The 12,255-nt window shown below is 27.8% G+C and carries 23 protein-coding genes; all 23 read right to left on the bottom strand.

Translation table 11 applies throughout. The features are described from left to right. Positions 1-37 precede the first annotated feature (37 nt). On the bottom strand, positions 38-220 hold the full coding sequence (locus BN2409_RS13665) for a hypothetical protein (protein WP_053957167.1): 183 nt from the start codon (positions 218-220) through the stop codon (positions 38-40). Between the two features lie 11 nt (positions 221-231). Continuing rightward, positions 232-621, bottom strand: coding sequence for a hypothetical protein (locus BN2409_RS13660; RefSeq protein WP_053957166.1), 390 nt, complete (start codon positions 619-621; stop codon positions 232-234). A 51-nt stretch (positions 622-672) separates the two neighbouring features. Beyond that, entirely contained in the window at positions 673-1,242 is a 570-nt protein-coding gene (locus BN2409_RS13655; RefSeq protein ID WP_053957165.1) for a major tail protein, read from the bottom strand. Further along, positions 1,242-1,595 carry a hypothetical protein gene (locus tag BN2409_RS13650; protein WP_207642566.1) on the bottom strand — a complete coding sequence of 118 codons (354 nt, stop codon included), beginning with the start codon at positions 1,593-1,595 and terminating at the stop codon, positions 1,242-1,244. Before BN2409_RS13650 ends, BN2409_RS13655 begins: the two co-directional genes overlap by 1 nt. A gap of 3 nt (positions 1,596-1,598) precedes the next feature. Beyond that, positions 1,599-1,997, bottom strand: coding sequence for an HK97-gp10 family putative phage morphogenesis protein (locus tag BN2409_RS13645; RefSeq protein ID WP_053957163.1), 399 nt, complete (start codon positions 1,995-1,997; stop codon positions 1,599-1,601). Then, positions 1,990-2,334, bottom strand: a complete 345-nt coding sequence (locus BN2409_RS13640; protein WP_053957162.1) for a phage head closure protein — start codon at positions 2,332-2,334, stop codon at positions 1,990-1,992. The genes BN2409_RS13645 and BN2409_RS13640 overlap by 8 nt, the downstream gene beginning before the upstream one ends. Beyond that, positions 2,331-2,648, bottom strand: coding sequence for a head-tail connector protein (locus BN2409_RS13635; protein ID WP_242847967.1), 318 nt, complete (start codon positions 2,646-2,648; stop codon positions 2,331-2,333). The genes BN2409_RS13640 and BN2409_RS13635 overlap by 4 nt, the downstream gene beginning before the upstream one ends. Before the next feature lie 60 nt (positions 2,649-2,708). Further along, a complete protein-coding gene (locus tag BN2409_RS13630; protein ID WP_053957160.1) occupies positions 2,709-3,935 on the bottom strand; it encodes a phage major capsid protein in 1,227 nt (408 codons plus the stop codon). A gap of 94 nt (positions 3,936-4,029) precedes the next feature. Next, on the bottom strand, positions 4,030-4,665 hold the full coding sequence (locus BN2409_RS13625; protein WP_242847989.1) for an HK97 family phage prohead protease: 636 nt from the start codon (positions 4,663-4,665) through the stop codon (positions 4,030-4,032). Beyond that, a complete protein-coding gene (locus BN2409_RS13620) occupies positions 4,652-5,911 on the bottom strand; it encodes a phage portal protein (RefSeq protein ID WP_053957159.1) in 1,260 nt (419 codons plus the stop codon). Before BN2409_RS13620 ends, BN2409_RS13625 begins: the two co-directional genes overlap by 14 nt. 22 nt (positions 5,912-5,933) lie before the next feature. Further along, on the bottom strand, positions 5,934-6,140 hold the full coding sequence (locus tag BN2409_RS13615) for a hypothetical protein (RefSeq protein ID WP_199873100.1): 207 nt from the start codon (positions 6,138-6,140) through the stop codon (positions 5,934-5,936). A 26-nt stretch (positions 6,141-6,166) separates the two neighbouring features. Further along, the gene (locus tag BN2409_RS13610) at positions 6,167-7,867 is read right to left on the bottom strand and encodes a terminase large subunit (protein ID WP_053957158.1); all 1,701 of its coding nucleotides are present in this window, start codon (positions 7,865-7,867) and stop codon (positions 6,167-6,169) included. Further along, the gene (locus tag BN2409_RS13605; protein WP_053957157.1) at positions 7,860-8,321 is read right to left on the bottom strand and encodes a phage terminase small subunit P27 family; all 462 of its coding nucleotides are present in this window, start codon (positions 8,319-8,321) and stop codon (positions 7,860-7,862) included. The genes BN2409_RS13610 and BN2409_RS13605 overlap by 8 nt, the downstream gene beginning before the upstream one ends. A gap of 154 nt (positions 8,322-8,475) precedes the next feature. Beyond that, entirely contained in the window at positions 8,476-8,961 is a 486-nt protein-coding gene (locus BN2409_RS13600) for a hypothetical protein (protein ID WP_053957156.1), read from the bottom strand. A gap of 67 nt (positions 8,962-9,028) precedes the next feature. Next, positions 9,029-9,388, bottom strand: a complete 360-nt coding sequence (locus tag BN2409_RS13595) for a hypothetical protein (protein ID WP_053957155.1) — start codon at positions 9,386-9,388, stop codon at positions 9,029-9,031. Positions 9,389-9,393: 5 nt separating this feature from the next. Beyond that, on the bottom strand, positions 9,394-9,843 hold the full coding sequence (locus tag BN2409_RS13590; protein WP_053957154.1) for a hypothetical protein: 450 nt from the start codon (positions 9,841-9,843) through the stop codon (positions 9,394-9,396). A 4-nt stretch (positions 9,844-9,847) separates the two neighbouring features. Continuing rightward, positions 9,848-10,060, bottom strand: coding sequence for a hypothetical protein (locus BN2409_RS13585; RefSeq protein ID WP_199873034.1), 213 nt, complete (start codon positions 10,058-10,060; stop codon positions 9,848-9,850). Positions 10,061-10,085: 25 nt separating this feature from the next. Continuing rightward, complete coding sequence (locus BN2409_RS13580) at positions 10,086-10,439, bottom strand: hypothetical protein (RefSeq protein ID WP_053957152.1); 354 nt, start codon at positions 10,437-10,439, stop codon at positions 10,086-10,088. A gap of 65 nt (positions 10,440-10,504) precedes the next feature. After that, positions 10,505-10,699 (bottom strand): hypothetical protein, encoded by a 195-nt coding sequence (locus BN2409_RS13575; RefSeq protein WP_053957151.1) that lies wholly within the window; start codon positions 10,697-10,699, stop codon positions 10,505-10,507. After that, entirely contained in the window at positions 10,689-11,015 is a 327-nt protein-coding gene (locus BN2409_RS13570) for a hypothetical protein (RefSeq protein ID WP_053957150.1), read from the bottom strand. Before BN2409_RS13570 ends, BN2409_RS13575 begins: the two co-directional genes overlap by 11 nt. A gap of 22 nt (positions 11,016-11,037) precedes the next feature. After that, positions 11,038-11,196, bottom strand: coding sequence for a hypothetical protein (locus BN2409_RS17310; RefSeq protein ID WP_199873033.1), 159 nt, complete (start codon positions 11,194-11,196; stop codon positions 11,038-11,040). A 100-nt stretch (positions 11,197-11,296) separates the two neighbouring features. Beyond that, positions 11,297-11,965: a GIY-YIG nuclease family protein gene (locus BN2409_RS13565; protein ID WP_053957149.1), complete on the bottom strand. Its 669-nt coding sequence runs from the start codon at positions 11,963-11,965 to the stop codon at positions 11,297-11,299. A gap of 120 nt (positions 11,966-12,085) precedes the next feature. Continuing rightward, positions 12,086-12,229, bottom strand: coding sequence for a hypothetical protein (locus tag BN2409_RS17305; RefSeq protein ID WP_199873032.1), 144 nt, complete (start codon positions 12,227-12,229; stop codon positions 12,086-12,088). Positions 12,230-12,255: the final 26 nt, after the last annotated feature.

Below are 12,255 nucleotides of genomic sequence, written 5' to 3'. Positions count from 1 at the left end.
CTACCTTTCAATAAAAAAATAGCACCCCAACTGAGTGTTATAATCCTGGAACATTATCTATATAATCTTCTTGTACAACTTCTTTTCCATTAGTTATATTTGCTTTTTTCTGTAATTCTTCAATATATTTATCAATCAAATAATATGTTTTTACTGGTGTAGAATTAAACCAAAACTCTTCCTCAGTCCTATGTAATTTAGAACAGTATAAATAATTCAAGTAATCCCAATCTATGCTTTTATCATCTGCATCATCATCTGACTGATCATTTTCTCCTGCTCCTTCGTCAACTTTTTTCCGTCACCTTTTTCTGCTGAGAATACTTTCAAAGCTTTTTCAATTATTGTTTTTATAGATTCATAAGGCAATTTTGTAGTTATCTCCTCAGCTTCTTTTAAGGTGATGTTGTTGTCTATAGATTTCATACCTCCATAAAGAAGCATAGCCCCAAATTTATAAGGCTTCATTATTGCATTTACAAGAATTTTTATACTACCTTCTTCAAACTCTTCATCTAAGATTGCAAACGCATAATTACAAAACTTAATACTTCTTGTAACTCCATCCTCAAATTCCAATGTAATATTTTCAATTGGCATTGTTTTTACTTTCATTTTCATATTTTAGCTTCCTCCTATTTTAATTTTAAAATAAAAAAGGCTTAGAATTAACTAAGCCACTGTTGATCCATGCACTTGTGTAAAGAAACTCTCTGCTATTGTTTTGTCAAAGCCTTCTTCATCTTCATCTAATTTGTAAATATAATCTCCATTATGTTCGGTTGCTACAAAAGTAGCCTTCAATTTTGGAGTAACTGATTCAATTTTGTTTGTTTGTGTATTATATTCCTCACCAATCAACTCAAACTTTCCTTTATACAATAATACATATCTATATTTGTTATTAGATTTTTTGGACATAAACATAAGAGATACATAAGGTGCTATGTCATTCTTGTTTTGAATCATACCACCTTTTCCATCTAGCTTATGCCCCAACAACATTGCTTGTTGTTTTAAAGTCAATGCATTAACCTCTATCTCTACATCTACACTATCAAATTCATTTATTACATCTTCTACTGCATCATCACTATACCATGTTTCAGAATTGGATTTAGCTTTTACACTTGCTTTTATTGCACGAGCAAATTTTACTGGCTTCTCATATGTTAATGCATTTGTATCATCTTGTGTATTTATTGCAATATGTATATTTTTTATTCCTATTTTTCTTGCCATTAAATATCATCCTCACTTTCATTATCTTCATAATAATTAAACTTTAAAATTTTATGATAAATTTGTGTTTCTTCTTCATAATCATCCATTTCCATAGTTCTATAAAAACCTATTTCTTTTAATTTTTCTTTTACTTGTGCTGTTAATTCAGAATAGTCATTTTTACTCCAAATATCTACATGTAAAATATATTTCGTTACAGTCTCTTCGTCATCTGAAAATTCTTCTCCTGTCTGCAAAGGAAATTGAAAAGTTATTGAAGGGAATTTTTTTGGTCTTGACTGCCATTGTACTTTATAACCCAATTCACTCAATTTATTACTAACTAAGTCAATCATATTCAATTCTATCACCCACTATAATTTCAATTCTTTCTTAATTTCTTGATCTATAATTTCTTTTACTTCATCTTTAGTTTCTTCAACCGTTTTGGTTAAAAAATGGGTAGGTTTCATTTTACTTGTACCATCATTTAGCCAATTAGCTTTATATTGTAATTTTCCAAACCCTACCCCTCTATATTTATCTAAATTTTCATCTTCTTTTAGTCCAGATATTTTAATGTTATCTTGCATATGTTTATATCCTTCTTTATCTACTGTACTTCGATTTGTATTGTCTTTTAATTTATTTGCTACAGCCTTACTAGCTTTCAACGTACCTGTTTTTTCAACTTTTTCCATGTCTTTTCCCATACGTTCAAATTCTTTTAAAATACCAGAAAAATCCCATTCAAAACTTATATTATCACTCATGTTCTACACCTTCCCCAACAATAAGAAGATACATTTTTTTAGAATCAAGTGGTCTAGGTTTGCCTTTAATTTCATAAATATCATCGTTAAATTTGATTCTCATATCAGATTTAATATCTCTTCTATACCTTATTATAAACTTAATAGTATCCAATACATTTACTGCTTTTGCACTATATATTTCTGTAGTTTTCCAATATTCCACTTTAGCCCAAACAGGTTTTTTATATGGTTCATAATTATCATCGGATAGATCAACTACTGCACTTTTCTTTTCTTCTTTCTGTTCTTTTTTCTTTAGGAATGTAATTCTATCTTTCATTTCTCCTATTTTCATGATTCATCACTTCCATAACAATATTGCAATTGAGTCATCAGACCTTGAATTGAAGATCTTACTTTTTCAGATATTTTACCTGTTAATTCTCTATTTTCATACCAATCTGAAATAAGAACTAGACATATTAATTTAGCTTTATTCAATTGTTTAATATTTAAAGGATCAAAATTATCTACAGTATCAAAAATATATCCTTCTGCATTATCTATAAGTAATTGTAAAATACTATCTTCTTCAACATAATCGTCTTCTCGTTTTATCCATTCTTTCACTAATCCTAAATCAACTATCATATCGCCACCTACTTTCATGAAAAAGGGCAATAAAAAAGAACATATCTTTTCTATGCCCTTGTATTGATTATTTAATTATTAAGCCAATGGAGCATATACAACATATAATGCTTTCTTATCTACGTGTCTTACGTCTCCTCTAGTAATAACTCTTACTTTAGTAGAGTCATTTTCAAAGCCTGCTTCTTTACTTGAAGCCATAGACATTTTTTCTCTATCAAAATATGTAATACCTTCTTTAGCATTACCGAAAATGAATGGTACTTTTCCATCTGCGTCAGCTTTTAAAGTCTCATCATCGAATTTAATAATAGTTAATGTTTTCTTATCTAATTTGTATCTATTATCACCTAACTCTTCTAGTAAATCTCTCTTTTGTCCATCTTCTAATCCATCTAAATAATCAAAACCACTTTGATTAGTATACAATACTGCATTTTTAGAGATACCTGAAGGCAATTTAACATTTAAAATATTTTTGATTTTCTTTTTATCAAGTGGGTTATTTGCTTTTTCTATTGTAAAGCCATCAGTTTCAACACCTAGTATACCTTCAGTTCCATTTATACCATTTGCATAGAAAATAAGTGTATTATGAGTTGCAACCATTTTCTTAGCAATCCATTTTGCCAAATGTCCCATTAAATCTCCTGTTTCATCTTTTAAAAGTGAGTTAGGAATTTCAATTAATCCTTTAAAATCTTTTACATTAAATTCAATCTTAGAGAATTTTGGAGAACCTGCATCTGGAATACTTGTTAATTCAGCAACACCTTCAAATGGAGTATGAATTGCATCTGTTTCGATTGGTCTGTGTCCACTAACTGTTCCAACTGGTTCAACATTAACATGATCATACATATCCATATATTCTCTTTTTAATTCCATTACTTTTGTACTTAAATCTTGCGGAATTAATAATTTTCCACTTTCATCTCTATTACTTGATAAAGCTCTCTTTTCTTCTTCTGAAAATGGTTTCTTTTGATCTTCATCTAAACACATATTTCTTACATATTTACAAAATACATCACTATATCTTACCTCTGTTTTATTTTCCTTTTTCATATCTTTCACTACCTCTCTATTCTCTGTATTATTTAAATTTCTTTCTTCTTCATCTAAAGCACTTGCTAATAATTCTTCTTGCATAGTAATTTGTTTATTGATATTTCTTACTTCTTTCATTTTTTCTTCTGCTTTGTCAATTTCATTTTTCATAAGACATCTTACTTCTGTTTCTAAAGCTTCTTTTTGTCCTCTTAACTCTGTAATTACTTGTTTAATTTCATCAGATTTTTTCATATAATATCACCTATACCTTTCATATTTTAAATAATTATTTTTATTTGATATTTACTTTTGATTAAATTCGAACATAAAAAAAGAACTATTAATTTTATTTTAATAATTCTAACTCTAATTTTATTTTACGTTGTCTTAATTCTAAATCTTTTACTTTTTGCAACTCTTGTTTTTGTTCTAAACATCTATTACTTACGACACTTTCAGTATCATTATATGCAGGTTGAACTACAATACTAATATCAGATATCTTTGCAATTTTATTGATTCTACGCTTATCGTAATCTAATCCTGTATCATAATCCCACTCCCATTCTTGTGCTGCATCGTCTCTATAATCTAATTGAAAAGCAAAAGAACACTTATCTACTATTTTTGCCCTCATATTTTCCTTTAAATCTCTTGCATAACTCGTACCTGTTGGTATAAATTTAAATTTTAGTCCTATTTCATCAACTTCAAGTGATAAACTACCCACTCCACTTTCAATCGAATTTCGTGCTAATGGTTTATTCATATCGTGGTTAAAGAATGCTACTACATCTGAAAAATCAGTATTATCTAATGCACCACGACTAATTATTTCTTTAAAACCCCAACCTAACAACTCACTCCATCGTTCAAATTTCAATGCATATCCAGTAATATATTCCTGTTCTTTATCACCTTCTTTTACTGATCTTAATTCTACATTTGTATTAATTAATCTGATTTCTTTATTCATCCTCATTTTCACATCCTCCTGTGTGTAAATTATTTGCATTAGCTTTTGCAAGCTGATATTTATCTGCAATTTCAATATCTACATAATTAAGACTTCTATAGTGTCTATCTCCTAATTCGCCTATATCATTCATATCTTCAAATCTTCTTACATCATTAATAGAGTACACACCTTGATTCATCATCTTTTCATAAAAATTTGCACGACTTTCATTATTTGCTCTCATTGCACTAGCCAAATTAAATTTAATATAATATCTACTATTTTTAGAAAATAACTTATACGTAAATTCTTCTTCCCATTGTGTCACTACCGGTTGAATGCTATCTCCTATATATTCCATAGATTGTTGTTCTATATTTGAGAATGTAGCCCTATCAAGTAAACCAATCTTATGTGGGGGAATATTAAAAATCATGCCTATTTCTTCTTTATTAAATTTCATGCTTTCTATAAATTCAGCATCTTTCAATGGCATGCCTAATTCTTTGTAATTCAATCCTTTATCTAATAAAGCTATTTTTCCAGCTTGATCTAAACCACTATGGCTTTTCTGCCACTCATCTTTTATTCTTTCTTTAGTTTCTTTTCCTAATTGTTCAGGATAAGTTAATATTCCACCACTCATAGTTCCTTGTGCATAGAATTTTCCAATAAATTTACTTGTAGCCTTCATGTTTCCAAGTGTTTCCCTTGCTACTTCTATTCTACTTTTACCAACCAATCCATCTACACTTAGTCCTTTTAGATGTATTATTTCATCATTATCAAATGTATATAATTTATTATTTATTAAAGCACCATATGTGATTACCCCTGTATTAATTTCTTTATATATTACAGTTGTACTTGGGTCTAATATCCATAGTGCTTTTGGATAACCTGTAATTTTATCAGACTCAATCCAAATATAAGCATTGCCCCATATATCTTCATGAACAGATAAAGTAGATTTAAAAACAGATGGTGTTAAATATGGATTAGGTCTATTCTCCAGTAGTTTTACCACTGGATGTTTATATTCTCTCTCTTTACTATTATTTTTTATTTTATATGTATGTAAAGATAGTTTTGATATAGTATTTGCTCGCCTTTCAGCACAAGCGAACACAGAACCTATATTAAAAGAATCTGTATTGCTTATTTTTTCACCACTTGATGTAATACTTCCATTAAATAAACTATTAAACCAACTTGCTGGATTACTCAATGTTGTTTCTTCATTTCTTTTTTCAAATATTCTTTCAAACAATCACAATCACCTCCCTTCGAGGTTATTTCTTAACTTTAATTTTAGAAAAAATTAGTCCTAAAATAATAAAAACAATGCTCATACTCAAATATCCAGCAAATTTAGATACATAAGTAAACATTGTATAAATTAAAAAAGATATTCCTATTAAAATTAGAATATCGTTTATATTATCTATAATTAATTTTGTAAATAATAAAAAATATTCTTTTATAGTTTTTTCTATCACTTCCTCACCATCCTTTTTTACATTGACTATTCCTCAGATGTGAAATATTCATCTGCTGATTGCTTATTTTCATTTCTCATACTCATTTTATGTGCATCTACCCAACAAGCTATAGGATCAATTCTTTTAAATCTGCTGTTTTTATCTAACATAACTTTTCCTTGCTTTGGCGGGGTTAATTCTGCATTATTCATTGCCCATGTTAATAACTCATCTTCTTTGTTATATTCTATATTTCCACCTTCTACACTATATTTAATATCCATTACACTATCATTTAAGCTTTTAGAGTTTTGATATATATCTAAACAATCTACATTAAATTCTTCTAAATCAGCTAAAAATGCACTTACATTAGCTTGATCATAACATATCATTTGTAATTTTAAATCATATTCTTTTATTTTGTCTCTTATATATTTCAATATTTCTTTATAGTCTGTTTTAATTCCACCACAAGCATAAGTTTCTGTTAATAGTTTTTTCTTAATCCACAATTTATATGGTGCATTGTCTGTTTGTTCATGTTCTTTAATCCTATTGGCAGGAATAAATGAATGGTGATGTACGAAATAATGTTTTTCTCCCTTATCATCAAACCATGTAAATTCAAAACATATTGATGTTAAATCTCCACCACTACTTGCATCTAATCCTAAAATACAAGGTTGTCCTCTAAAATCCTCTAATGTTTTACTACTAGCACATTTATGCCATGCTGTCATGTTCATATACTTTTTTTCAGTAAATTCAACCCATATATTAAGCTGTTTTGTCAAAAAGTTATTCCAATCCTTGCCACCCATTTTTTTAGATTGTGCATAATCAACCTTCAAAACTTCCAAACTATCTAAATCATATTGCATAGTAGGGTTTGCTTTAAACCAATTGTTATAATCATTTATATCGTCTTCTTCATCTAATTCAGCTATAAAAACAAATTGTGCATCATTTTGTTCTCTACCTTCTAAAACATCTTTGCAATATTTGTAAAGTTTATGACAAGCACCATCTATTGTAAATCCTGCTGTGGTTATAACACTTAACAAACATTCTTTTAGTTTCTTTTGCCCATCTTTGAATAATGAATATATTTGATTATCCTTATGTAAATGATATTCGTCGACACTTCCGTAAATACATCTAAATCCATCAAGTGTTTTTGTATCTCGCCCTATTGCTCTTATTGTACTATTAGTTAATTTGCATTCTATTTCACTTTTATAGTCTTTTACATTAAATAACTCTTGTAAATCACTATCACTTTCTATAAATTTAACTGCTTCATTAAATACAATCTTTGCTTGATCTTTCTTAGTAGCCCCTAACATTATCAGAACATAATTATAATTAATAAAATTACCATTATATGTAGTTAATACCCCATTTAATAATGATTTGCCTTGTTGTCTTGCAACTTGTGTATAGCTTTGTCTATATTTTCTATATCCTTTATCTTTTGTAACCCAACCATATAAACTACCTAAAATAAAAGCCTGAAACGGATATAATCTTAATGGTTTTGGTTCTCCACCTTCTGCAAGTGTTAATGTTTCTGCAAAATCAATTATTTTATTTGCACTATCTACATCAAACCTATATCTATAAGGTTCAAATTTACTTTGTTCTAAGTCATCCAAGTGTCTTTTACACGCTAATTTTACACTTTCACCTGCAATAATTTTTTCATCTAATACATCTAGTGCATATTGTGTAACTCTATCCATTTTTAGCACCAAATTTTTCAAACTTATTTTTCGGCTTTTCTTCTACTTTTGGTATTACTAATTTACACCTGGATGATATTGTTAAACCTAAATCAGATGATCCTTGCCTGCAAATCTTATATAATTTATCAAATTTAACAAGCAACTTATCATAATCATCATTTAATATATCAGTTGTTCTTATTTTTTTAGCAACTTTTTTAAATTGTTCTTCTGCAACAACATATCTTGCAAGACATTCAACGTCTATATTTCCTATAATGTCAATTTTCTTTAATTCACAAACATACCATTCAAATGTTTCTTTTTGTTTTTTAGTTAAGTAAGAAGGTGCAACAACATTGTCACTCCCTGCTTTGACTTCACTATTCTTCCTATCTTCAATTTCTTGTTTTGTTAAATGTTTTTTTCCTTTTGCTTCTATTAAACTTATTGGTTGTTTTGATCTTGCCACCTTCTACACCTCACTTTCATCTTCAAAAATATTTATTTAGGGAGTTTTTGCTACAAAACACAGGGACAACGGTATTTCAGAATTACCTTTTTAGGAATTAAAGAGGGGGGGGTTGATTGCAATAAAAAAGAGAGTAGACTAAATGTTTACTCTCTTACTTCTCATATCTTTTATAATTAATTATTTTTTTAAATTCATTATCACTTATTTTATTCCAATCAATTTTTTTAAGGCTGCTTACATCAATTTTTGTACTACAAAACATTTTGCCATCTTCTTCTCCGAACATATGCAATCCACACATTAATTCAATTGTTTTAAATTCTTTGTTATCATTTCTATATCCTGCAATCTCATTTAAAAATTTCCTAGTGTTTTCTAAAAATTTCTTCTCTTGCAACTCATCCGTAGGATATTTGTTTTGCATCATCATCATTATTAATCCATTGTTTGTATTGTTTACATGAACTCCAAGCAATGTCTTCTGCTCATAATCCAAGTATTCTCCATATGCTTCATTAAATTCATCATGTAGATTTTTTGACAAACTTGTTAATTCATTTGCTACAAACACAACACATATCAATATAATTACTATACAAAAACTTATCGTCTTATGTGTAAGTATCCATTTTTTCAAACCAATCACACCTTTTGTTTTTTCTAATATTATAACATTATATTAGAAATTTTGGTAATAATTAGTTCTAGTTCATTCTTTCAATAGCATTTTCCAATTCTGTAGTATCTACATTTATTGTTAAATTAACCACAGTATCTTTTAACTTTGTTTCTCCCTCGCATTCATCTATAGCTTTTATTATACAATTAGACACTTGCATAAACTGTGTAGCATTTACTATATCTGTATGTATACAATCTGCTGTATATAATTCTAATGCTCTCTTAACTATATCACATTTATTATTCATCTCTTTATTCTTCATTGTTACTTCATCATCATTCCAACAAATCACAAGTTTACAATCTTTATTCTCTAACACATGATCATATTTCATCATTTCTTTTACATATATATGTTGATCCCAACTATCTACTAACATCATATTAATCAACCTCCAAACTCTAATTTCCATCGTTTCAACAATCCAAACAATAATTCCTGCATTGCTTTCTTATTACTTTTATGCACCTTACTATGCACATCATTAGACAAAGGAATAAGATTCTTTTCGTCTAATCTCCTATCCCAATTATCTTTCAAAAATTCTATATGATGTACACAATCAGCAAATACAATCTTCTTATCTATATAATAAGAATACAAGCATAATCTATTATATCTTTGCATTATTCTATTTCTAGCCTGTATCCAAGATTTATCATGATAGAAGTTATCATATTTTTTATTGCCTTCACTTTTTCTTACATATTTATCATATTGCTTATTTCGTTCCCTTTTTTCTTGCTCTACTTTGTTATTACACTCATCGCAGTATTTCATTCCATGATCAATAATTTTACCACACCGACATTGTTTTTTTAATGCAATCCTAATCACCTACTTATATCTTAATCTCGATCACATTATCTAAATTAAAATGCATTTTCTTATATTCTTTAAAACCAAAACCACTTTTACTATTTAAAATATCTGTAAATGTAACATCATACAATTCCACAAACCCATTTTTTAAAACTAAATTACTACATTTAAATCTACTTTCAAATTTATTCGTTATAATAAATCCTTCTAACATAACATTAGATACCTCCACTAAAAAAGACATCCTTTCGGATGCCTTAATACGATTTATATTGAATTGAAGGGTTTTTTTCATATAATCCAACAAATTCAATTTTATTATATTCTTTTTTAACATCATTTAAACTATAAATATGTCCTGGTACTTCCCCTGTTTCTAAACTGTTAATTCTATATTTTAATATATCCATAGCTTGTTGTCCTAAATACAGACCTTCATAGTTTTTAAATTCTTTTTTAAAATTATCATTGAAAAACAAAATTCTTCGGAACGATAATTCCATATACGCATTTACTAATGTTATTTTTTTCTCTGCATCAGATATTCTGGTAACTACATAATAATTGTCATATTCATCTTTAATTAAATCTCTCATTGGTAAAATTTCCATATCCCTTATCCCCTTTCAATATTTTCTAACAATTACAATATTCTACATTATATATGTATTTCCTTCTAATATTTTACATTTCTTCTATTTTTAATAATCTGAATAAAAGAACAATTTATTTTAGTCCCATCCTTATCTACTAAAATTGTACCTGAAGGCAATCTTAAATATAAATCATCATCTTCGATGAGTGGTATTAATCCTGTATCTTTTATTTTTTTAAGTTCTTTTCTCCATGCTTCTCTAATATTATTTTTCATTACCTAACCTCATTTCTGCTATAAGTTTATCTAATGTTTGCATTGCTCTAAATTCTCTACTTCTTCTCTTCAACTCTGTTATAGCTACATTATATCTATGTACACTTTTAATATAGAAATCCTTTTTATTAATTTTGCAATAGTCATATGCTTTTTTATTTCTATCAATCCTATCTGTTCTTTCTATAATATATACAACTCTATCTTTATTATATTTATTCTTTTCTAGCTTAACATCTTCTAACTCTATACAGTAATTAGCATACAAAGCAGAAATAAACGATGTAGATTCTGTATAGATATCTCTATCTTCCATCTCTTTTTCGCTCCTCCTATTCTTAATTGTATATTGTTATTTCATTTCCACATTCACAAAATATTTGGAAATACCCATCTGACACGTAGACATTAATTTTTCCGTTTTTATTACTTTCGTCTTGTATTCCTTCTATCAAATCAATTTCTTTATTACATTTGTTACACTTTAATTTAAACATAACTTCTTCATCTCCTTCGTAGTAATATAAAAGGGTATCGTGAAATACGACACCCTTGAATTTTTCTAATATGTATAATATAATTACTTTAATCTAATAATTAAAGTGCTATTACAGTAGCACCAGAAGTGTCTTTTGCAGAAGATACTTCTTTTTGTTTGTCTATAAAATTTGGTTTAGTAGGCTCTAAATGTATCCACTTACTAACTCCTATCGAAGCTATATAATTAGCCTTAATCCCAATATTTTTATACATTTCTTCAATTTGTTTTGGTTTATAATCATTCATTTTTAACCATAAAATTTCAGCAATTATTCTCTCATCATATTTTAAATTAGGATTTTTTGAGCCTGTATTGGCTTTTCTTCTTTTATATGTACTCATCCTATTTGGACTTGTACTCCATTTTGAAATCTTTCTAAATTTATTACATATAGTATTTTTATACATATTTACATAAAATTGCTCTAAAACTTCTAAAGCTTCTTGTACTGCTTGTCTTTGTTTATCATTTCCATTTAAATATTCACTATTATTTTCGCTATAATGCAATACTTCAAAAATTAAATTACTACAATTATATGTATGTTGTAGCACCTTTTTATTTGTATTCTCATATAATCCTCGTTTTAAATTATAAAGGTGTGTTTGTAGTCGATCATTCATCATCCCACTACCCACATATAGAACTTTTCCTTCTACATCTTTAAAACAATAAACTCCCATTCCATAGATATTTCCTTTTACTTCTTTTAATAAATTTTTCATATAAATTCCTCCTATTTGCTTTTAAGGATTAAGCATAACCTTATATTTTAATTGGACAGTTTTGTCCGTTCAATTTCAGAATAATCGTTTGACTGACTTTGATTTTCAAAAAAATTAACATTAATCTAATTTAAAAAAGTGTTTAGCAAAATAAAATTCTGCTATACTCAATATCAGTGCATCTCCTACATTTGCAAGTAATTTACAGTTCAAAAAGACAACTAATGCTACCCCTAAGAAGTTAACAATACTTTTGTTCAACATAATCAATCACCCCTTCACTATTTTTG

The sequence above is a fragment of the Inediibacterium massiliense genome (genome assembly GCF_001282725.1).
In the GTDB taxonomy this organism is placed as follows: Bacteria; Bacillota; Clostridia; order Peptostreptococcales; family Thermotaleaceae; genus Anaerophilus; species Anaerophilus massiliensis.
The sequence above is the reverse complement of the archived record's forward strand: the minus strand, read 5'-3'. Positions and strand labels throughout refer to the sequence as shown.

Coding starts and splice junctions, on each gene's coding strand:
- BN2409_RS13565 (WP_053957149.1), bottom strand. CDS start 11,965: ATGAAAAATTTATTAAAAGAAGTAAAAGGAAATATCTATGGAATGGGA.
- BN2409_RS13610 (WP_053957158.1), bottom strand. CDS start 7,867: ATGGATAGAGTTACACAATATGCACTAGATGTATTAGATGAAAAAATT.
- BN2409_RS13570 (WP_053957150.1), bottom strand. CDS start 11,015: ATGGAAGATAGAGATATCTATACAGAATCTACATCGTTTATTTCTGCT.
- BN2409_RS13640 (WP_053957162.1), bottom strand. CDS start 2,334: ATGAAAATAGGAGAAATGAAAGATAGAATTACATTCCTAAAGAAAAAA.
- BN2409_RS13630 (WP_053957160.1), bottom strand. CDS start 3,935: ATGAAAAAATCTGATGAAATTAAACAAGTAATTACAGAGTTAAGAGGA.
- BN2409_RS13595 (WP_053957155.1), bottom strand. CDS start 9,388: ATGATGTTAGTAGATAGTTGGGATCAACATATATATGTAAAAGAAATG.
- BN2409_RS13635 (WP_242847967.1), bottom strand. CDS start 2,648: ATGAAAGTAGGTGGCGATATGATAGTTGATTTAGGATTAGTGAAAGAA.
- BN2409_RS13625 (WP_242847989.1), bottom strand. CDS start 4,665: ATGAGGATGAATAAAGAAATCAGATTAATTAATACAAATGTAGAATTA.
- BN2409_RS13645 (WP_053957163.1), bottom strand. CDS start 1,997: ATGAGTGATAATATAAGTTTTGAATGGGATTTTTCTGGTATTTTAAAA.
- BN2409_RS13575 (WP_053957151.1), bottom strand. CDS start 10,699: ATGAAAAATAATATTAGAGAAGCATGGAGAAAAGAACTTAAAAAAATA.
- BN2409_RS13655 (WP_053957165.1), bottom strand. CDS start 1,242: ATGGCAAGAAAAATAGGAATAAAAAATATACATATTGCAATAAATACA.
- BN2409_RS17305 (WP_199873032.1), bottom strand. CDS start 12,229: ATGTTGAACAAAAGTATTGTTAACTTCTTAGGGGTAGCATTAGTTGTC.
- BN2409_RS17310 (WP_199873033.1), bottom strand. CDS start 11,196: ATGTTTAAATTAAAGTGTAACAAATGTAATAAAGAAATTGATTTGATA.
- BN2409_RS13580 (WP_053957152.1), bottom strand. CDS start 10,439: ATGGAAATTTTACCAATGAGAGATTTAATTAAAGATGAATATGACAAT.
- BN2409_RS13660 (WP_053957166.1), bottom strand. CDS start 621: ATGAAAATGAAAGTAAAAACAATGCCAATTGAAAATATTACATTGGAA.